Origin of the sequence: Polymorphobacter fuscus (assembly GCF_011927825.1) — a bacterium.
Taxonomy (GTDB): domain Bacteria; phylum Pseudomonadota; class Alphaproteobacteria; order Sphingomonadales; family Sphingomonadaceae; genus Sandarakinorhabdus; species Sandarakinorhabdus fusca.
The window spans coordinates 827,017-847,154 of record NZ_JAATJI010000001.1 but is presented as its reverse complement, the minus strand read 5'-3'; the positions used below and the strand labels follow the sequence as shown (position 1 = coordinate 847,154).

Annotated in this window: 16 protein-coding genes and 1 tRNA gene; 14 read left to right on the top strand and 3 right to left on the bottom strand. The window is 65.9% G+C overall.

What is annotated here, in order from left to right; translation table 11 throughout:
• The first annotated feature begins 24 nt into the window (after positions 1–24).
• From GGQ62_RS04085 to GGQ62_RS04045, 9 genes are read left to right on the top strand one after another with little or no spacing between them, the layout of a single operon-like run.
• On the top strand, positions 25–642 hold the full coding sequence (locus GGQ62_RS04085; RefSeq protein WP_341534270.1) for an NADH-quinone oxidoreductase subunit J: 618 nt from the start codon (positions 25–27) through the stop codon (positions 640–642).
• Entirely contained in the window at positions 639–944 is a 306-nt protein-coding gene (nuoK, locus tag GGQ62_RS04080; protein ID WP_152576377.1) for an NADH-quinone oxidoreductase subunit NuoK, read from the top strand. Before GGQ62_RS04085 ends, nuoK begins: the two co-directional genes overlap by 4 nt.
• A 4-nt stretch (positions 945–948) precedes the next feature.
• Positions 949–3,033 (top strand): NADH-quinone oxidoreductase subunit L, encoded by a 2,085-nt coding sequence (nuoL, locus tag GGQ62_RS04075; RefSeq protein WP_152576378.1) that lies wholly within the window; start codon positions 949–951, stop codon positions 3,031–3,033.
• A complete protein-coding gene (locus GGQ62_RS04070) occupies positions 3,033–4,574 on the top strand; it encodes an NADH-quinone oxidoreductase subunit M (RefSeq protein ID WP_152576379.1) in 1,542 nt (513 codons plus the stop codon). The genes nuoL and GGQ62_RS04070 overlap by 1 nt, the downstream gene beginning before the upstream one ends.
• A complete protein-coding gene (gene nuoN / locus GGQ62_RS04065; protein WP_152576380.1) occupies positions 4,571–6,028 on the top strand; it encodes an NADH-quinone oxidoreductase subunit NuoN in 1,458 nt (485 codons plus the stop codon). The genes GGQ62_RS04070 and nuoN overlap by 4 nt, the downstream gene beginning before the upstream one ends.
• The gene (locus GGQ62_RS04060; RefSeq protein WP_152576381.1) at positions 6,025–6,714 is read left to right on the top strand and encodes a biotin--[acetyl-CoA-carboxylase] ligase; all 690 of its coding nucleotides are present in this window, start codon (positions 6,025–6,027) and stop codon (positions 6,712–6,714) included. The genes nuoN and GGQ62_RS04060 overlap by 4 nt, the downstream gene beginning before the upstream one ends.
• Before the next feature lie 16 nt (positions 6,715–6,730).
• Positions 6,731–7,513, top strand: coding sequence for a type III pantothenate kinase (locus GGQ62_RS04055; RefSeq protein WP_152576382.1), 783 nt, complete (start codon positions 6,731–6,733; stop codon positions 7,511–7,513).
• A gap of 24 nt (positions 7,514–7,537) precedes the next feature.
• On the top strand, positions 7,538–9,184 hold the full coding sequence (locus tag GGQ62_RS04050; protein WP_152576383.1) for a ribonuclease J: 1,647 nt from the start codon (positions 7,538–7,540) through the stop codon (positions 9,182–9,184).
• Entirely contained in the window at positions 9,185–9,469 is a 285-nt protein-coding gene (locus tag GGQ62_RS04045; protein WP_152576384.1) for a DUF1467 family protein, read from the top strand.
• On the opposite strand, the gene GGQ62_RS04040 is transcribed toward GGQ62_RS04045, so the two are convergent.
• Genes GGQ62_RS04040 through GGQ62_RS04030 form a run of 3 tightly spaced genes read right to left on the bottom strand, consistent with a single transcriptional unit; the run spans position 9,454 to position 13,033 of the window.
• A complete protein-coding gene (locus GGQ62_RS04040) occupies positions 9,454–10,110 on the bottom strand; it encodes a phosphoribosylanthranilate isomerase (protein ID WP_152576385.1) in 657 nt (218 codons plus the stop codon). The two genes, GGQ62_RS04045 and GGQ62_RS04040, sit on opposite strands and share 16 nt — an antisense overlap.
• On the bottom strand, positions 10,107–12,197 hold the full coding sequence (locus GGQ62_RS04035) for a hypothetical protein (protein ID WP_152576386.1): 2,091 nt from the start codon (positions 12,195–12,197) through the stop codon (positions 10,107–10,109). Before GGQ62_RS04035 ends, GGQ62_RS04040 begins: the two co-directional genes overlap by 4 nt.
• Positions 12,194–13,033, bottom strand: coding sequence for a CDP-alcohol phosphatidyltransferase family protein (locus tag GGQ62_RS04030; RefSeq protein WP_167649462.1), 840 nt, complete (start codon positions 13,031–13,033; stop codon positions 12,194–12,196). The genes GGQ62_RS04035 and GGQ62_RS04030 overlap by 4 nt, the downstream gene beginning before the upstream one ends.
• Positions 13,034–13,098: 65 nt before the next feature.
• On the opposite strand from GGQ62_RS04030, the gene GGQ62_RS04025 reads away from it, so the two are divergent.
• From GGQ62_RS04025 to GGQ62_RS04005, 5 genes are all read left to right on the top strand, one after another.
• On the top strand, positions 13,099–14,421 hold the full coding sequence (locus GGQ62_RS04025) for a hypothetical protein (RefSeq protein WP_152576388.1): 1,323 nt from the start codon (positions 13,099–13,101) through the stop codon (positions 14,419–14,421).
• A gap of 105 nt (positions 14,422–14,526) precedes the next feature.
• Positions 14,527–15,627 carry an inositol-3-phosphate synthase gene (locus tag GGQ62_RS04020; RefSeq protein WP_152576389.1) on the top strand — a complete coding sequence of 367 codons (1,101 nt, stop codon included), beginning with the start codon at positions 14,527–14,529 and terminating at the stop codon, positions 15,625–15,627.
• A gap of 49 nt (positions 15,628–15,676) precedes the next feature.
• Entirely contained in the window at positions 15,677–16,363 is a 687-nt protein-coding gene (locus GGQ62_RS04015) for a phosphocholine cytidylyltransferase family protein (RefSeq protein WP_152576390.1), read from the top strand.
• 61 nt (positions 16,364–16,424) lie between these two features.
• Positions 16,425–16,500, top strand: a tRNA-Val gene (locus GGQ62_RS04010).
• A 236-nt stretch (positions 16,501–16,736) separates the two neighbouring features.
• Positions 16,737–20,036, top strand: coding sequence for a TonB-dependent receptor (locus GGQ62_RS04005; protein WP_152576391.1), 3,300 nt, complete (start codon positions 16,737–16,739; stop codon positions 20,034–20,036).
• Positions 20,037–20,138: the final 102 nt, after the last annotated feature.

Here is a 20,138-nt window from a genome sequence, read left to right as displayed (position 1 = left end):
TCGGCGTGACAGCGGGAAACGCCAGTGACCGTCGCGGTTTTCTCTTTCTACCTGTTTTCGGTGGTGATGTTGATCGCCGGCGTGGCGGTGATCACGGCGCGCAACCCGGTGCATTCGGTGCTGTGGCTGATCGTCGCCTTCTTCAACGCCGCCGGGCTGTTCATCCTGCTGGGGGCGGAGTTCCTCGCGATGCTGCTGATCATCGTCTATGTCGGCGCTGTCGCGGTGCTGTTCCTGTTCGTCGTGATGATGCTCGACATCGACTTTGCCGATCTGCGCAGCGGCTTGTCGCGCTACCTGCCGCTCGGGTTGCTCGTTGCCGGGATCATCCTGGCCGAGATCCTGCTTGCCGTCGGCGCCTGGGCGCCGGGGCAGGGCGTGGTGATGCATGAGGCGCTGGGCAACACGCCGGCGGGGATGAGCAACACCCAGTGGATCGGGTCGCAGCTGTACACCCGCTATCTCTACGTCTTCCAGGCCGCCGGGCTGGTGCTGCTGGTGTCGATGATCGGCGCAATCGTGCTGACCCATCGCCAGCGCGTCGGCACCAAGCGCCAGAACATCAGCCATCAGGTCGCCATGACGCCGGGCAAGGCGGTCCGCAAGGCGCAGCCCGGGGTCGGCCAGGGGGTCGAGCTGTGATCGGACTGACCCATTATCTGGCGGTGTCGGCAGCGCTGTTCGTGCTGGGGGTACTCGGTATCTTCATCAACCGCAAGAATGTCATCATCATCCTGATGTCGATCGAGCTGATCCTGCTCGCGGTGAACATCAACTTCATCGCCTTCTCGGCCTATCTCCAACAGGTCCATGGCCAGATTTTCGCGATGTTCGTACTGACCGTCGCTGCCGGTGAGGCGGCGATCGGGCTTGCCATCCTGGTCATCTATTTCCGCAACCGCGGCACGATTGCGGTCGACGGCAATGACATGATGAAGGGTTGAACGGTTGATCACCCTGCTTGTCTTTCTGCCGCTGATCACCGCGCTCGTCGCCGGCCTTGGCGGGCGTGTCATCGGCCATGTGCCGGCGAAGATCATCACGACGGCCGGGCTGTTCGTTTCGGCCGGGCTGTCCTGGGCGATTTTTGCCCAGTTCTGGCTCGACGGCGCCGCTGGCTACACCGTGCCGGTGCTCGACTGGATCCAGTCAGGTGACCTGTCGGTACAATGGGCGCTGAAGGTCGATACGCTGACGGCGGTGATGCTGGTGGTGGTGACCAGCGTGTCGGCGCTCGTCCACCTCTACAGCTGGGGCTATATGGAGGAAGACCCGTCGCAGTCGCGGTTCTTCGCCTATCTGTCGCTGTTCACCTTTGCGATGCTGATGCTGGTGACCGCCGACAACCTCGTGCAGATGTTCTTCGGCTGGGAAGGCGTCGGGCTGGCGTCGTATCTGCTGATCGGTTTCTGGTATCACAAGCCGAGCGCCAATGCGGCCGCCATCAAGGCGTTTGTTGTCAACCGCGTCGGCGATTTCGGCTTTTCGCTGGGGATTTTCGCGACGTTCCTGGTGTTCGGCACCGTGTCGATCGACGCCATTCTCGCGGCGGTGCCGGGGCAGGCGGGGGCCACCTTCTCCTTCCTCGGCGCGCGGTTCGACGTGATGACGACGATCTGCCTGCTGCTGTTCGTCGGCGCGATGGGCAAGTCGGCGCAGCTCGGGCTCCACACCTGGCTGCCTGATGCCATGGAAGGGCCGACGCCGGTTTCCGCGCTCATCCATGCAGCGACGATGGTGACGGCGGGCGTGTTCATGGTGTGCCGCCTGTCGCCGATGTTCGAAGCAAGCGTCACGGCGCAGACGGTGGTGACCTACGTCGGCGCCGCGACGGCACTGTTCGCGGCAAGCGTGGCGCTGGTGCAGACCGACATCAAGCGCGTGATTGCCTATTCGACCTGCTCGCAGCTGGGCTACATGTTCTTCGCCGCCGGGTCGGGCGCCTATGGCGCGGCGATGTTCCACCTGTTCACCCATGCCTTCTTCAAGGCATTGCTGTTCCTGGGCGCCGGGTCGGTGATCCATGCCATGCACCATGAACAGGACATGCGCTTCTACGGCGGTCTCCGGAAACACATCCCCGTGACCTTTGCGCTGATGACGGTGGGCACGCTGGCTTTGACCGGCTTCTTCTTCACCGCCGGCTATTATTCGAAAGACGCCATTCTGGAGGCAGCCTTTGCCAATGGTTCGAGCGCGTCGCAGACGGCATTTTTCGTCGGCGCGCTGGTGGCCTTGCTGACCAGTTTCTATTCGTGGCGGCTGGTGTTCCTGACCTTCTATGGCGCACCGCGCTGGGCCGGGTCGGAGCATATCCAGCATGCGGTGCACGACGGCCACCACGGTCATGACACCGAAGGCACCACTGACAGCGCGGCCCATGCGCACGACCATACGCCGGTGGCGGCATCGGCGCCGGTCGGCACCGCGGGTTATCATCCGCACGAAAGCCCGTGGTCGATGCTGTTGCCGCTGTTCCTCCTTGGCGGCGGGGCCTTGCTTGCCGGCTGGGTCTGGCACGAACAGTTTGTCGGTGCCGAACAGGGTGCTGCCTTCTGGCGCGGCAGCCTCGCCTTCCGCGAACATCTGATGCACGCCATGCACGAGGTTCCGACCTGGGTGGTGTGGACGCCGGCGGCGGCGTTCTTCCTCGGGTTGATCGCTGCCTGGGTGGCGTATCTCAAGTCGCCGGAGTTGCCGGCCCGTGCGGCGGGGGCATTGCCGGCGCTCTATGCCTTCCTCACCCACAAATGGTATTTCGACGAGCTGTACGATGCGATCTTCGTGCGGCCGGCCTTCGCCATCGGCCGCTTCCTGTGGGTGCGCGGCGACCAGCAGGTCATCGATCGCTTCGGCCCCGATGGCGCCGCCGCGGTTGTGGTGCTCGGGGCGCGGGGTGCGCGCCGGTTCCAGTCGGGGCATGTCTATTCCTATGCGCTGGTGATGTTGATCGGACTGGCGGCGGCGGCGGCGTTCCTGTTGCCGGCGGCGCTTGATTCGATGCCTGCGTCCTATTCGCTGGGCGGCCGCTGATGATCCTTTCAACCATGATCCTGCTGCCGGTGCTTGTCGCACTGGTGCTGGTGGCGATGCCGGGGATCGATGCGGTGCGGGCGCGGGTGCTGGCACTGGTGACGACCCTGGTCGCGTTCGTCCTCGGCGTGATGCTGTGGCAGGGCTTCGACAATGGCGGCCCGGCGTTCCAGTTCGTCGAGAATCTGCCGCTGTTCGCCCCCTATCTCGCCTGGCATGTCGGCGTTGACGGCATTGCGCTGATGCTGATCGTGCTGAGCGTTTTCCTGATGCCGCTCTGCATCCTCGCCAGCTGGGAAAGCGTCCAGAAGCGCGTCCCCGAATATATGGCGGCGTTCCTGGTCATGGAATCGCTGATGATCGGCACCTTTGCGGCGCGCGACATCTTTTTGTTCTACGTGTTCTTCGAAGCCGGGCTGATCCCGATGTTCCTGATAATCGGCATCTGGGGCGGCGCACGGCGAATCTACGCCAGCTACAAGTTCTTCCTCTACACGCTGCTCGGTTCGGTGCTGATGCTCGTCGCCATGCTCTACATGGTCGGCCAAGTCGGCAGCACCGATATCGGCGTCATCACCGCGTACGACTTCGACCCCGGGGTGCAATTCTGGCTGTTCCTGGCATTCTTTGCGAGCTTTGCCGTCAAGATGCCGATGTGGCCGGTGCACACCTGGCTGCCCGACGCGCATGTCGAAGCACCGACGGCCGGGTCGGTCATCCTCGCAGGGGTGCTGCTCAAGCTCGGCGGCTATGGCTTTGTGCGCTTTTCGCTGCCGATGTTTCCCGATGCCTCGGCACAGTTGATCTGGCTGGTTCTCGGCCTGTCGATGGTGGCGGTTGTCTACACCTCGCTGGTGGCACTGGTGCAGAACGACATGAAGAAGCTGATCGCCTATTCGTCGGTCGCCCATATGGCCTTTGTCACGGCGGGGCTGTTCGCACTCAACACCCAGGGCATCGAAGGCTCGCTGGTTATGATGCTCAGCCATGGCCTCGTGTCGGGGGCGTTGTTCCTGTGCGTCGGGGTTGTTTATGACCGGCTGCACACCCGGGAAATCGCGCGCTACGGCGGGCTGGCGGACACGATGCCACGATATGCCCTGCTGTTGCTGTTCTTCACCATGGCAAGTGTCGGCCTGCCGGCGACGAGCGGCTTTGTCGCCGAATTCCTGGTGCTGCTCGGCCTGTACCAGACCTCGACCTGGGCAACCTTCGTCATGACGACGGGGATCATCCTGGGCGCCGCCTATATGCTGTGGCTGTACCGCCGCATCGCCTTTGGCAGCGCCGCCGGTGATGACGCGCGGGCCATGCCCGACCTGTCGGTCCGCGAAATCGCCATCCTGCTGCCGATCACCGCCGCGGTGCTGTGGATGGGGATTGCGCCGCGCGCCTTTCAGGAGCCGATGAAGCCGGCGATCGCGAGCATCGTTGCGCGGCTCGACGGGCGGCAGCTGGCGACGGTCCCGACCGACATGACGCTGGTGCCGGGGATGCCGACGCTCGTCGCCCCTGCTGCCGCTGCCGAGGCGCACCGATGAACCCGACCTTCGTTTCCATCCTCACCGCCGGCCCGGAGCTGGTACTAACCACCGGTTCGCTGCTGACGCTGATGCTCGGCACCTTCCTGGGCCAGGACAAGGCGCTGCGGCCGCTGACCTATGTGGCCGTCGGCATCCTCGGCATCGCCGGCTGGGCGGTCCTGCAGGCCCCGGCAGCGACCGTCATCGCCTTCGACGGCCTGTACATCACCGACAGTTTTTCGACCTTCCTCAAGGTGCTGATCCTGGCGGCAGCTGCGGCGTCGATGTTGCTGGCCTTGCCGTACCTCGACGATTCGAGGACCGGGCGGTTCGAATATCCGGTTCTGCTGATGCTTGCGACCCTGGGCATGTGCATGATGGTCAGCGCCAATGACCTGTTGTCGCTGTATGTCGGGCTCGAACTGCAATCGCTGGCGGCCTATGTGCTGGCTGCTTTCCACCGCGGTGAATCGCGGTCGTCGGAGGCCGGGCTGAAATATTTCGTGCTGGGCGCATTGGCGTCGGGCATTCTGCTCTACGGCATCACGCTGGTTTACGGCTTTGCCGGCGCGACCGGGTTCGACGCGATCCACCAGGTCCTGGCGGGGCAGGGGGAACGTTCGCTCGGCGTGCTGCTGGGGCTGGTGTTCATCCTGTCAGGGTTGGCGTTCAAGATTTCGGCGGTGCCGTTCCACATGTGGACGCCCGACGTCTATGAAGGCGCGCCGACACCGGTGGCGGCGTTCTTCTCGGCGGCCCCCAAGGCGGCTGCAATCGGCCTGATGGTGCGCGTGCTGGTCGGCGCCTTCGGCCCGATGGCCATCGACTGGCAGCAGATTGTCGTCTTCCTGTCGATTGCGTCGATGCTGCTGGGTGCGGTGGGGGCGATCGGCCAGACCAACGTCAAGCGGCTGCTCGCCTATTCGTCGATCGCCAACATCGGCTTCGCGCTGGTCGGGCTGGCGGCGGCGAGCCCCCAGGGTGTCGAGGCGTTGCTCTTCTATGTCGCCATCTATCTGGCGATGACGCTGGGCAGCTTCCTCGTCATCCTCCAACTGCGTCGTGCCAATGGCGCGCAGGTCGAGTTGATGAGCGATCTTTCGGGCCTGTCGAAGGTGCGACCGGGCCTCGCGGCGGCGCTGGCGATCTTCATGTTCAGCCTCGCCGGCATCCCGCCGCTGCTCGGCTTCTGGCCCAAGTTCGCGGTGTTCCAGGCAGCGATCGCCGCGGGCATGGTGCCGCTGGCGCTGCTCGGCTTTGTCGCATCGGTGGTCGCCGCCTATTATTATCTGCGTCTGGTCAAGATCATGTATTTCGATGAGCCCGGCGTGCCGGTGGTCAGCGACGGCGGCCGCATCAATGGCGCGATGATCGCGGCGGCGGCGGTCTTCTGTTCGCCGCTGGGAATGCTGACGATGACGCCGATCGTGGCCGCCGCCGGACGCGCTGCAGCGTCGCTGTTCCTGCGTTGAGCGCGGCACTTACCCATCTCGCCAGTACCGGCTCGACCAACGACTGGCTGCTGGCAAATGCCGCCGCGCTCGCCGATGGCCATTGGGTGATCGCGGACCGCCAGACCGCCGGCCGCGGGCGGCGTGGCCGGATCTGGGGCGACGGGGAAGGCAATCTGATGACCTCGGTGCTGGTCCGCGCCGAAGGGCCGGTGCAGCAGCTGTCGTTCGTCGCGGCATTGGCGTTGCGTGTCGCGCTCGACCTTGGCGATCGGGTCCAGCTGAAATGGCCCAATGATCTGCTGCTCGATGGCGTCAAGGTATCGGGCATCTTGCTGGAACGGGCCGGCGATGCGCTGGTCGTCGGCATGGGCGTCAACCTGGCGCGGCACCCCGACGACACCGAACGACCAGCGACGTCGCTGGCGGCGGCGGGGTTGCCGGTGCCGGCGCCAATGGCTGTTCTGGCCCGGCTTATGCCGGCCTTCGCCGAATATCGCGGTCTGTGGGCGACGCAGGGCTTTGCCCCCATTCGCGAGCGCTGGCTGGCGCATGCCGGCGGCGTGGGCGACCGTATTGCAGCGCGGCTGGGTGCCGAAACCATCGAGGGCCGTTTCGAAGGCCTGGCTGCCGATGGCGCGCTCGCGCTGCGGCTGGACGACGGTAGTCTGCGGCCGGTGCATGCCGGCGAAGTGTTTGCGCTGTGACGGCGGGAGCGAGCCGATGCTGCTAGCGATCGATGTGGGCAACACCAATATCGTCTTCGCCATTTGCGAAGGCGAGACGATCAAATGGCGCTGGCGGATCAGCACCGATGGCCAACGGACCGCCGACGAATATGCCGTCTGGCTGCACCAGCTGATGCAGCTTGAAGGGGTCGAACGCGCGCACATCGATGCGGCGATCATCGCCACGGTGGTTCCGCAGACCCTGTTCAACCTCCAGCATCTGGCCCGCAAATATTTCAAGGTCGAACCGCTGGTGGTGGCCATCGGGGACGTCGAGCTGGGGCTGCGCATCGACCTGCCCAACCCCGCCGAAGTCGGCGCCGACCGGCTGGTCAACGCCATCGCGGCGCATCATGACCATGAGGGCAATCTCATCATCGTCGATTTCGGCACGGCGACGACGTTCGACGTTGTCGCCAGCGACGGCAGCTACAAGGGCGGCGTGATCGCGCCGGGGATCAATCTCAGCATGGACGCGCTGTACCAGGCGGCGGCAAAACTGCCGCGCATCGCCGTCGAACCGCCGGCGGGCAATGCCGGTGTGGTCGGCAAGGGCACCGTCCATGCCATGCAGTCAGGCGTCTTCTGGGGCTATGTTGGCCTCATTGAAGGTTTGGTACGACGCATTACATCGGAGATCGGCGGACCGGTGACGGTGATCGCGACCGGCGGACTTGCCACATTGTTCAACCGCCACACCTCTGCCATCGACCATGTCGATGGCGACCTGACCATGCGCGGCTTGATCCGCATCCACGCCCTCAACACGGGCAATTGACGACCACAGAAAAGAAAAGTTTGAATGAAACCTGGTAACGAACTGATTTTCCTGCCGTTGGGCGGGTCCGGCGAGATTGGCATGAACGTCAATCTGTACGGCTGCAACGGCAAATGGGTGATGGTCGACCTGGGCATGACCTTCGCCGACCCGTCCTATCCCGGCGTCGACCTGGTGCTGCCAGACCTCAGCTTCATCGAGGAGCGCGCCGACGATCTGCTCGGCATCGTCCTGACCCATGGCCATGAAGACCATATCGGCGCCATTCCCTACCTCGCCAATGATCTCGGCGTGCCGCTCTATGCCACCCCCTTCACCGCCGGGCTGATCGCCAAGAAGCTGGAGGAGGAAGGGCTGACCAAGGAGGTCAAGCTCAACATCATCCCGATGGGCGGCAGCCTGCAACTGGGTGACTTCCACTTCCGCTATGTGGCGCTGGCGCATTCGATTCCGGAAGGCAATGCGCTGGTTATCGACACCCCCTATGGGCGCATATTCCACACCGGCGACTGGAAGCTCGACGATGGTCCGTTGCTCGGCCATCCGGCGTCGGCGGCCGAACTGATGGCGATCGGCGATACCGGCGTGCTGGCCATGGTCGGCGATTCGACCAATGTCTTCAACGATGAAGCCTCGGGAAGCGAAACCGATGTGCGCGAGGGCCTGTTGAAGGTCGTCAAGGCGCGCAAGACCGGGCGGGTGGTGGTCACCACCTTCGCGTCCAACGCGGCGCGGCTGGCGACGCTTGGCTGGGTGGCGAAGGAAACCGGTCGCCATCTGGTGCTGGCGGGCCGATCGATGGATCGGATCACCGAGGTCGCCAAGGCCGTCGGCTATCTGAAGGACATGCCGCCGATCATGAACTGGACCGACGCCGCGCGCGCCGATCCGTCCAAAATCCTGATTCTGTGCACCGGCGCGCAGGGGGAGCCGATGGCGGCGCTCAGCCGGATCGCCAATGGTTCGCATCCGGCGCTGAAGCTCGAACCCGGCGACCTCGTCGTCTATTCGTCGAAGCAGATTCCGGGTAACGAACTGGCGATCGGCCAGGTGCAGAATGCGCTGGCGACCCGCGGCATCGAGGTCGTCACCGAGAAACAGGCGCATGTGCACGTGTCGGGGCATCCCGGCCGACCCGAGCTCGAGGCGATGTACGACTGGATCCGGCCGGAAATTGCCATTCCGGTCCATGGCGAGCGCCGTCACATGGAGGCGCATGCAGCACTGGCGCTGGCCAATGGCGTGCCGCGCGCAATGGTGCCGATCAACGGCAGCGCTATCCGCCTTGCGCCCGATGGCCCGCGGCTGCTCGGCCATGAACCGGCGGGACGGCTGGTGCTGGATGGCGATGTCATCCTGCCCGCCAATGGCGCGACGATCGTCGAGCGGCGGCGGCTGATGGTCAACGGCTATATGGGCGTCACCCTGGTGCTGGGCCGCGATGGCCGGCTCGCCGCACCGCCTGTCGTCAATATCCAGGGCGTGCCGGTGGAGGAGGACAAGGATGATTTCCTGTCCGAATGTGCCGACGCCGCCGCCGGTGCGGCCAAGAAGGCCGATGCCCGCAATGCCGACAAATTCGCCGAATCGATCCGCGTCGCCGTGCGCCGCGTGGCGCGCGAGTGGACCGGCAAGAAGCCGGTGACCGAAGTCCAGGTCGTGCGCCTCTAGATGAAGCCGGCATCTGCCCTTGCCATCTATCTGCTGTTCTGGACGCTGACGCTGTTTGCCGTCCTGCCCTTCGGGGTGCGGACTGCGGATGAGGCGGGGCAGGATCCGGTGCGGGGCCAGGCCGATTCGGCGCCGCACAACCCGATGCTGGGCAAAAAGCTGCTGTGGACGACGGTCATCTCGGCGGCGCTGTTCGGGCTCTTCTATGCCAATTACCAGTTCGGCTGGGTCGGGCTCGACGATATTCCGGGCTGGGAAAGCAAGGGTCCCTATCGGTCGGCCTGACGGACCGCCGCAGCAAAGGCGGCGAGCTTGGCGGTGTCGAGCGCGCCATCGGTGCGAAGTCCCGAACAGGCGTCGACACCAAAGGGCTTCACTCGGGCAATCGCGTCACCCACATTGTCGGCGGTCAGCCCGCCGGCAAGGAACACCGGGTGGGGGCTGGCGGCAACGAAAGCCGCGCTTGTCGCCCAGTCGTGGACCGCCCCGGTGCCGCCGAGCATCGGTACCACAGCCCCCGGCCGCCCGGAATCGAGCAGGAAAGCGTGAATGTGCGGCGCATAGCGCGGGATCATGTCGACTGCTCCAGGCCCTTCGACATGGATGACCTGCACGCGGCGGGTGTGCGGCAGCAACTGCGCCAGTCGGGCCGATTCATCCGGGTCGATATGGCTGACGATCTGCACCACCGGCACGCCGGTGCGACGGACATGGTCGGCGATGGCGTCGGCGCGGGTTTCGCTGGTCAGCAAAAAGGCCGCAACGGGTGGCGGCACCGCAGCGGCGATGGCGGCGATCCGGTCGTCGGCGATCGGACCCGGCCCCGACGGCATGCGCGCCACCAGACCAACCGCATCGCTGCCTGCCGCAATCGCTGCCCGCATCTCGGCGAGCGACGCGATGCAGCAGATCTTGATGCGGGTCATTGAAGCCGGCCGCTGCCCTGGTTCAGTGCGACGTAAAGCTTGCCGGGGTCCGACGACAGCAACGCCAAGGCCAGGCTGCGACCTTCGCGTTCGGGCATCACGCGCGCGATGAGCGCTTCGAATTCGCCGATGTAGCGGGTCGCGAGTTCGCGAAAGCCGCTGTCTTCCTGCCACAGCCGACCGATGGCGCGGGCGGTGCCGCCATCGACCAGCCGCACGGCGCGGCGGACGAAAAGGCCGCGCTCGCCGCCGAGCCACTTGCCCCAGGCAGCTTCATCGATATCGGCGGAAAGCAAGGCCGCGATGTCGATCGCACCGGCCTGCATCGAGGCAAGCAAGGTCGCCGAGCGTGCCGCGATATCGGCGCGCAGGCGATTGCCCTGGGCGTCCTCGGCTTCGGCCAACCGCGATTCGACGTTGGCGATGGTGCCGGTCAGCGCCAGCATGCGGCTGGTGATGCGCTCGGCCGCGGCCTGGGCCGCGTCGGCGGCGCGCCGGTTGGCGTCGGCAAGTTCGCCCAGTGCCGCGCGCACCGGGCCCGCGAAGGCGCTTTCGGCTTGTGCGCTGGCAGCGTCCCCCAGCGCCGCCTCCGCTTCGGCAACAACGCCGGCAAGCGCGGTGCGCATCGTGCCTGCGGTCTGGTTGGCGACGTCACGCACCCGGCCGAAAGCGTCGGCAAGGGTTGCGGCAGCGGCGAGCGTCGAGCTGCCAACGACGGCTTCGATGTCGGTCACGGTCGCGCGCGCGGCGGTGAGCGCTGCGGTGGCGCGCGCCGAAGCGTCGTCGAGCCCGTCCTGAGCGCCGGCCAGTGCCGTCGTGGCATCCACGATGACCCCGGCGCCCGTTTCGATGGGGTTGGCCAGCCGCGCGGCGCTGTCATGCAAAGTCGTCAGCGCCGCCTCCATTGCGGCAAGCTGGGGCTGTGCGGCGGGGAGGCTGGCGTCGATTGCCGACATGGCCGCGGTGGTCGCCGCAGTGACGCCGCCGATCTGCGCCTCGACTGCGGCAAGGGCGCCGCGGGTCGAATCGATCGGCGCGGCCAGCCCGTTGACGGCGTCGCGCGCCGCCACCATCCCGCTGGCGATGGTATCGAGCCCGGCCTTGCCGATACCGACCGAGGCCTGCAGACGCGCATCGAGCGTGGCAAAACCGCGTTCCAGCTGTTCGATGAAGATGCGGTAGCGATCGGCCTGGTGATCGATTTCGCTGGTCAATTGCGCCGCTGCGGCCTGCAGCGTTTCCAGATGCGCCGCGGCGCGATTGGCAGCGGCGTCGCCGACCTTGTCGAGGTTCACTTGCGCGGCGGCAAGGCTGATGTCGAGCCGGGTGGCGTTGGCCTCCACGGCGTCGCGCGTGGCGGCCGCGGCGGTGGTCATGCGGCCGAGCGCAGCCGCGCTGGCCTCGTCGAGCGCCACCAGCGGCGCCGCGATCGTCGTGCCGGCGGTCGCGGCGGCTGCTGTCAACGCCTCGATCTGCCGGTTGGCAGTGTTCGCAGCGGCATCGGCCTGCGCCTTCACCTCGGCGGCGCGGGTCCACAGTGCCGCCAGCAGCGTTTCGGTGTGTTCGAGCTGTCGTTGCAGATCGGCGTCGGTGGCGGCGAGCAGGCCACGCAACGCTTCGGCGCGCGTGACCGCGGCGGGGAGGATCGCTTCGAGCGCCGTGCCCGACAGCTGCGCCGCCTCGGCCGCGCGCCCGAGGGCAGCGCTGCCGTTGACGAGTTGCGCGTCATGGCCGGCGACGGCCGCGGCAATGCCGCCCATCTGCTCGGCCAGGGCCGCGAAGCGCGCCTCGAAGGTCGCCAGCAGCTGGCCGGCTTCATCGAGCCGGTGATCGGCGAGCCAGGCAGCTTCGGCGATGCGCGCGGTGCGATCGGCACGCGCGGTCCCGGTATCGCGCAGCTGCAGCACGGCAAGGACAATCACGGCGACGGGCGCAGCAAGCGCAAGCGCGATGGCGGCCGCCATGACCGTCGCCGGCGGTATTGCGCCGGGTGTCCGAAGGGTCACCAGCAGGGCGACGGCAAGCACCAGCCAGGCGAGCGCGGCGCCGCCGGCAACCCACCATGGCCAGCGGAGCGGCGACGTCATGCCAGAGTCCGTTCGCGGCGGCGCAGCAGCAACGCGAGGCCGATGGCAATGGCTGACAGGCCAATGATTTCCCAATACCAATACAGCCGCGGGTTGCCGGCGAGGCAGGCGAGCGCGATGACCAGGGTGCGGCTGTTGGCCGACAGGATGCTGAGCCGGCGCAGCAGCGGCGCTGTGGCATCGAGATAGGCGTCGAGGCGATCGGGGTGGGCCGCGAGCACGGCGTCGATTGCCTTGGCACCGCCGCCGAGGCGCGCTTCGACACTGTTGTAGAACGCCTCGCCCCAGAAGCGTGCCGATCGCGGTTCGACATGGAAAACGCCGCGGGCGCGCCGTTTCCAGGCCTCGCGCTCACCTTCGTACCACGCCGACTGCACGGCGTGGCAGATGCCCGACACCACGGCCAGCGCCAGCACCGGCTGCCAATCGGCAAAGCTGAAGACGATCGGCAGCATGACCACGAAGAACACCATGTAATCGCACAGGCCGTCGATCAGCCGGCCGAGCGGGCTGGCCTTGCCGCTGGCGCGCGCCAGCTTGCCGTCGAGCCCGTCCATGACATGCCAGCCGACCATGAGCAGGAAGCCGGCCACGACCGCCAGCGGCTGCTGCCAATGCGCATAAAAGGCGCCGGCGAGGGCGCCGAACCCCATGCCGGTGAACGAGACCATGTTGGGATGGATGCCAAGGCGCAGCGCCGGCGCGAGCAGCCGCTCCGATAGCGGATGCACAAGCCAGAGGTTGCTCGGGTCCTCGATCATCGCCGGTCGGGCGGCGCGGGCTGCAGTGTTCGCTGCGCGGGGAGCCGTGGCGGCGGGAGTCGCGATGATGGTCACGCGCATCCGCTATCCGCGTTGGTCGGGTCTTTGCAAGCGGTCGCGCAACATCCTATCAGGCGCGCGTGCCGGACCCCGCGCCCTTTGCCACGAAATCGCCGATCGCCGAGGCCAGCGGCGAGACCGATGGCGGGCGGCTTGTCGGGCTGATCTTTCCGGCAACCGGTGCCACAGCGGCGCTGCTTGTCGGCGGTCTGACGGTCATGGAGCGCCAGGCCCGAACGCTGCGTGGCCTCGGCGCGCAGCGGCTCGTCGTCGTCGATCCCGAGCCGCTGACGGTGCTGCCAGCGGGTGCCGAAATGGCGCGTGCGGCGCAACTGGCCGATCTGGTGGCGCCGGGCGACCGCGTCATCGCCGTTGCTTCGGGCTTGATCGTCGATGTCCGTGCCATGGCAGCGATGCTCGCGACGCCGGCGCCGGCACTTCTGGTGCGGCAGGGCGGTGCCGCCGATTACGTCGAGCGACTCGACGCGGCGACGCTTGCCGCGGGTGTCATGATCCTGCCGGGGGCGATGGTGCGCGTGGTCGCGGCCGATATCGGGGAATGGGATCTGGCCTCCACCCTGTTGCGCACGGCGGCAGTCGCGCCGACCACGACGCGCCTCGATCTCGACACGTTGCCCTGCGACGACCCGGCGCTGGAGCGGACGCAGCCGATGCTGTGGGTCCGGCCTTCCGACGCAGCGACGGCGCAGGCGGCAACGCGCGCGGTGGTTGCGGCGGCGCAACCAGGTGTGGTCGATTGGCCGGCGCGCTGGCTGCATCCGCCTGTCGAAGACGCGCTTGCGCGCTGGCTGGCCCCGTCCCGTGTCACCCCGGACATGGTCATCGCCGCAGCCGCCGTGCTGGGGGTGGCGGCCGCTGTTGCGATGGTGAGCGGTGCCTTGTGGATCGGACTGGCAATCGTCCTGTTGTCCGGGCCGCTCGAGGGTTTGGCGGCAAAATTGGCGCGAACGCGCGGCACCGCGCCGCGACCGGCGCGCCAGATGCGTCGGCTCGGCGCTGTGATGGCGGCGCTTTGGGTGTCGGGCCTTGCCTGGCATTTTGCCGGATCGATGGGGGTCGTGGCGGCCGGCGCGATCGCGGCGCTGGTGCTGGTGCCGGCCCTGGCGTCGGCGGTTCAACGCGACGCGTTCGCGCGCTGGACCGGCACCAACATCGACAGCGCTGGCACGGTCGAACGCCGGATCCGCCTGTTCGCCGCCAGCCGCAACACCCTGGCCTGGGGGTGGCTGCCATTTGCAGTTCTGGGACTGTGGCATGAAGGCTATGTTGCCATGGCCGTCGCATGCATCGTGTCGGCGGCGCTGCGCCAATGGCGTTTCACAGCCCGTCTCGACGGGATTTTTGCCCTTGCGCGCCAGCAGGTTGCGACAAACCGTCAGTAAGCATGTCGTGCCTTCTTGCCCCGGCGCCATCTGTCGTCTAACTGCAACATATGTAATCGCGATAGCGGCCCCTTCTGCGCGCCGTTCACAAAGGATCTTTCGAACATGTCGTCCATTCCCGTCGCCATCGTGGGCGTTGGCAATTGTGCCTCATCGCTTGTCCAGGGGCTGTACCACTACGCCAATGGCGGCTCGAACGACGAGCAGGGGCTGATGCACTGGGACCTCGCTGGCTACCGCCCGAAGGACATCCAGGTGGTGGCGGCGTGGGACGTCGATGCGCGCAAGGTCGGCCGTGACGTGTCGGAAGCGATCTTTGCCAAGCCCAACTGCACCGCCGTGTTCTGCGACCATGTCGGCATGACCGGCGCCAAGGTGTCGATGGGCCGGGTACTTGACGGCGTGTCGGACCATATGAACACCTATCATGAAGACCGTCGCTTCGTGGTGTCCGACGCACCGCAGGCCACCAAGGCGTCGGTCGTCGAGGAACTGAAGCGTTCGGGCGCACAGGTCATGACCAACTATCTGCCGGTCGGTTCGCAGGAAGCCACGGAATTCTACGCCGATGCCGCCATCACGGCCGGCGTTGCCTTCGTCAACAACATCCCGGTGTTCATCGCCTCCAACCCGGTCTGGGCCGAACGCTTCCGCGCCGCCGGCGTGCCGATCCTGGGCGATGACATCAAGGCGCAGCTGGGCGCCACCATCGTCCACCGCACGCTGACCGACCTGTTCGCCAAGCGCGGCGTGACGCTCGATCGCACCTATCAGCTCAACACCGGCGGCAACACCGATTTCCTCAACATGACCAACAAGGACCGGTTGGCGTCGAAGAAGACGTCGAAGACCGAAGCCGTGCAGTCGGTGGCACACAGCCGCCTCGATGACGACAATATCCATGTCGGCCCGTCGGACTATGTCGCATGGCAGAACGACAACAAGGTCTGCTTCCTGCGCATGGAAGGCCGGATGTTCGGCGGCGTGCCGCTCAACCTGGAACTGCGCCTGTCGGTCGAAGACAGCCCCAACTCGGCCGGTGTCGCCATCGACATGATCCGCTGCGCCAAGGTCGCGCTGGATCGCAAGCTCGGCGGCCCGATCCTGGTGCCATCCTCCTATTTCTGCAAGCACCCGCCGGTCCAGACGACCGACGACGAAGCCTTTGCAGCGCTGGAAGATTTCATCGCCGGCACGGTCAACTAAGACCGGTCGGCGCGCGCCGGCGCGCGACGTTTCGAACGATCTGCCCGTCATGCAGGCCATCATCCTCGCCGCCGGCATGGGAACGCGGTTGCGTGCCGTTTCACCGTCGAAGCCGTTGACAATGGTGGCCGGCCGGCCGCTATTGGCGCATATCCTCGCCAATCTGCGCGCCGCCGGCGTCACCCGGCCGCTGGTCATTACCGGTTATCGCGGCGACGAGGTGGCCGCGGTCGCATCCGCGTTCGGCGCCGAAACATTGCACAATCCGCATTGGGACCAGCCCAATGGCGTATCCGTGCTGGCCGCAGCGCCGCAGCTGGCGGAGACGGCGCTGCTGCTGATGGCGGACCATCTTGCCAGCCCCGGACTTTATCGCACGGTTGCTACGGCGGGTCGGCCCGACGCGGGGCTGGTGCTGGGTATCGACCGGCGACTGGGGCACCCCTGGGCCGATGAGGCCGATGTCACCCGGGTGGCAACGCGGGCCGGGCGCATCATCGCCATCGGCAAGCATCTCAACAGTTATGACGCGCATGATTGCGGCGTGTTTCTCGTCACGCCCGAACTGACCGATGCGCTGGCCGGACTGCCGACGCCGGGCCTGTCCGACGGCGTCCGGGTGCTCGCGGCGCGCGGGCGCGCGGCGACCGTCGACGTTTCTGCGCACGACTGGATCGACATCGATGACCCGCGGGCGCTCGGCCTCGCGGAAGCCTGGGTCGCGCGCGGATCCTGAGCGGACGCGTTGGCGGTTGCGGGAATGTCCGGGCCGGGCTAGGGCCGTTTCTCCCGGATTGGGGCGATTAGCTCAGTTGGTAGAGCGCTTCCTTTACACGGAAGATGTCGGCGGTTCGAGCCCGTCATCGCCCACCACCGGTTCCCTTGTTTATGACATGATGCTGAGGTGTTGCCGTGCCGCAACAGCTTGAAACCATGTGCGACTGCAGCAAACTCGTCCACTGCATGTAAAGAAAGCGTCACAATACTCCCGCAGAGGGCGTGCATTGAGTCGTGACCCGGCGCGGAAACAGGTCCGTCGGCCATGAATCGATACTGACGATATTTCATACGGACGCAAGAGCTGTCCGGTTCAAACAGGGGTTTTCACCATGCGTCACTTGCGTTTCGGATGTGCCATCGCCGCACTCATCGTGCCGGCGGCACTGCACGCTCAGGACACGGCGTCGGCCATCCGCGGCCAGGTTACCAGTGAAACCAATGAAGGCATTGCGAACGCGACCGTCGTCATCACCCATACGCCGTCGGGCACGCGCACGACCCAGACGACCGACAGCGCCGGCAACTTCAATGCCAGCGGTTTGCGCCTGGGCGGCCCCTACAGCGTTGTGGTCACCGCGCCCGGCTTCGACACTGCTTCCGAAACGGTCCAGAACCTGCTTGCCGGCACGCCGCAGCGCGTGACGGTGTTCATGGCGCCGGTCGGCCAGTCGATCACCGTCAGCGCAGCGCGCCAGCGGTCGTCGATCAGCATCGCCAGCGGCCCGGCCACCGTCCTGACCGCCGAAGACATTCGCGGCGTTTCGACCGTCAACCGCGACATTCGCAACCTTGCCGTCCGCAACCCGCTGGTTTCGCTCGATCCGACCAATGGCGGCGCCATTTCGATCGCCGGGCAGAACAACCGCTTCAACCGCATCTCGGTCGATGGCATCCAGTTCGGCGACCCCTTCGGCCTCGAAGCCGGTGGCCTTGCCTCGGCGCGCGGCCCGGTGCCGCTTGATGCCATTTCCGAATTCTCGGTTGAAATCGCCCCCGTCGATATCCAGCAGGGCGGTTTCCAGGGCGGCGCCATCAACACCCAGCTGAAGTCGGGCGGCAACGACTTCTCGGCGCAGGGCTTCTTCACCTATTCGTCGGATGCGCTTGCCGGCGACACGACCCGCGGCGTCCAACGTGACCGCAATTTCGAATCGAAGATCTTCGGCGCGCAGATCACCGGCCCGATCATCAAGGACAAGCTGTTCTTCGCCGTGACCTGGGAGCGGTTGCGTGACACGACGCCATCGGTCGTCGGCGCGGTCGACCTCGGCATCACCCAGGCACAGATCGACCAGGTTTCCGGCATCGCCAGCAGCCGCTACAATTTCGAAGCCGGTGGCGTTGCCGCCAATGTTCCGGAAAATGACGACAAGGTCGTCGCCAAGATCGACTGGAACATTGCCGACGGTCACCGTGCTGCCTTTACCTATATCTACAACAAGGGTGACCTGCTTGCCGGCCAGACCGGTGCAGGCGAGATCTCCAGCGTTATCAATGGCAACGCCACGCTGTCCTTGCAGTCGAACAACTACACACAGGGTTCGACCAACCATTATGGCGTGTTCCAGTTGAACGACCAGTGGAGCGACAGCTTCTCGACCCAGCTGCGCGTCAACTACAATGACTATGTGCGTCTGCAGCAGCCGTTCGGCACGCCGAGCTTCGGCCAGTTCCAGGTCTGCCTAGCACCGAACGTCACGACAGGCTCGGCGCCGACGCCGTGCGCCGCCGGCACGCGCCGCATCCAGTTCGGTCCGGATGTCTCGCGCCAGGCCAACACGCTGTCGGCACAGACGCTCGGCATCGAATTCCAGGCGCAGCTGAAGATGAACGATCACACGGTCAAGTTCATTGCCGAACGCCGTGGCCAGGATTTCGACAATCTGTTCGCGCAGAATGTGTCGGGCAACTTCCGCTTCGACTCGGTCGCCGACCTTCAGGCCGGCCGCGCCAACCAGTTGATCTTCGCAGCGCCCATCCGCGGCGGCATCGACACGGTTCGCGCGCTGTTCTCCAACAACGTCTACACCTTCGGTCTTCAGGACGTGTGGGATGCCACCGACACGCTGACGCTGACGGCGGGCTTCCGTTGGGACTTGTACGAAACGGGCGACCAGCCGGTGTTCAACGCCGACTTCCTGTCGCGTACCGGCTTCCCCAACAATGCGACCCTCAACGGCCGCCAGGTGTTCCAGCCGCGCGTCGCTGCCTCGTGGCATCCCAATGATCGGCTGAGCGTGCGGGCCACCGCCGGCCTGTTCGCGGGCGGCAACCCCAATGTCTGGATTTCGAACAGCTATTCGAACCCGGGGCCGACGCTGGGCAGCGTCACCGTTCAGCGTCTTGCCAATGGCACCTTCGCCATCAACGGCATTCCCACCGCCGGTGTCGATGTCCAGGCGCTCGGCGCCGCCACGCTCAACAACGTCACCGGCGGCACCGGCATTCCGACCCAGCTGTCGCAGCTGATCGCCACCACCGGTTCGGCCGCCTCGCCGACCAACGAGCTCGACCCCAACTTCCAGATCCCGTCGCAGTGGCGTGTGTCGGGTACCGTCGATTATTCGGCCGATCTGGGCTTCCTGGGTGACGAATGGAACCTGGGCGCCGATGTCGTCTGGTCGCGGGTCAAGAATGCCCTGACCTACACCGACCTGCGCTCGGTCCCGTCGGGCCTGCTGACGCCCGATGGCCGTCCGCGCTATGTCGCCTTCAACACGGCGGCCGGCGTCAACACCGATCTGCTGCTGACCAACACCAACCTGGGCTACAGCTGGAACGCCGTCGCCCGGCTCGACAAGCGCTGGGCCAACGGCTTCGACATCAGCGCCGCCTACACCTTCCAGCGTGCCAAGGATGTCAACTCCGGCACCTCCTCGACCGCCGGTTCCAACTATGGCAACGCAGCGGCCGGTATCGACCCCAACAACGGTGCCTATGGCACGTCGAACTACCAGATCGACGACGCCTACCGCCTGACGCTCGGCTATTCCAAGGCATTGTTCGGCGACAACCAGACCCGGTTCGAACTGTTCTTCAACAGCCGGGCCGGCCAACGCTTTAGCTACACGATGGCCGATACGACCGCGAACCGTTCGGCGGTGTTCGGGACCGTGCAGAGCAACTCGCGCTACCTGATCTATGTGCCGAACGTGTCGTCGCCGACGGCGGATCCGCTGGTGCAATATGCGCCCGGATTCGATTTCGCCGGCTTCCAGAAGCTGATCCAGGACGGCAAGCTCGGCAAGTTCCAGGGCACGATCGCGCCGAAGAACCTCGGTCGTTCGCCGCGCTTCAACAAGCTCGACATCAGCATCAAGCAGGAACTGCCGTTCGTCCTCGGTGGCAAGATGGAAGTCTTCGCCGACATGGAGAACGTCCTCAACCTGATCAACAATGATTGGGGCTCGCTGCGCCAGGTTGCCTTCCCTTACTATGGCACGCTGGTGAACGTGTCGTGCGTGCCGACGGTGGGTTCGACTGGTGCGGTCAACACGCTGCCGACCCAGCCTTGCGCCCAGTATCGGTACAGCAACCGTTCGGGCACTGCGGTTACGGAGCCGGCAGAAGCGCTGTTCCAGAACCAGTCGCTTTGGCAGATCCGCGTCGGTGCGCGCATCAAGTTCTAAGGCGCTGCGCCGTCAGGCGCACAACGGCAGAGAAGGGCGCTCCGACGGGGCGCCCTTTTTTTGTCCGGACGCCGCGTGGACCGCAGCCGACGGTCGCGTGCG

What these genes read in the sequence shown, in the direction of transcription:
- GGQ62_RS04040 (WP_152576385.1), bottom strand. Translation starts at nt 10,110, where the DNA reads ATGACCCGCATCAAGATCTGCTGCATCGCGTCGCTCGCCGAGATGCGG.
- GGQ62_RS04035 (WP_152576386.1), bottom strand. Translation starts at nt 12,197, where the DNA reads ATGACGTCGCCGCTCCGCTGGCCATGGTGGGTTGCCGGCGGCGCCGCG.
- GGQ62_RS04055 (WP_152576382.1), top strand. Translation starts at nt 6,731, where the DNA reads ATGCTGCTAGCGATCGATGTGGGCAACACCAATATCGTCTTCGCCATT.
- GGQ62_RS04050 (WP_152576383.1), top strand. Translation starts at nt 7,538, where the DNA reads ATGAAACCTGGTAACGAACTGATTTTCCTGCCGTTGGGCGGGTCCGGC.
- GGQ62_RS04045 (WP_152576384.1), top strand. Translation starts at nt 9,185, where the DNA reads ATGAAGCCGGCATCTGCCCTTGCCATCTATCTGCTGTTCTGGACGCTG.
- nuoN (WP_152576380.1), top strand. Translation starts at nt 4,571, where the DNA reads ATGAACCCGACCTTCGTTTCCATCCTCACCGCCGGCCCGGAGCTGGTA.
- GGQ62_RS04005 (WP_152576391.1), top strand. Translation starts at nt 16,737, where the DNA reads ATGCGTCACTTGCGTTTCGGATGTGCCATCGCCGCACTCATCGTGCCG.
- GGQ62_RS04015 (WP_152576390.1), top strand. Translation starts at nt 15,677, where the DNA reads ATGCAGGCCATCATCCTCGCCGCCGGCATGGGAACGCGGTTGCGTGCC.
- GGQ62_RS04020 (WP_152576389.1), top strand. Translation starts at nt 14,527, where the DNA reads ATGTCGTCCATTCCCGTCGCCATCGTGGGCGTTGGCAATTGTGCCTCA.
- GGQ62_RS04070 (WP_152576379.1), top strand. Translation starts at nt 3,033, where the DNA reads ATGATCCTTTCAACCATGATCCTGCTGCCGGTGCTTGTCGCACTGGTG.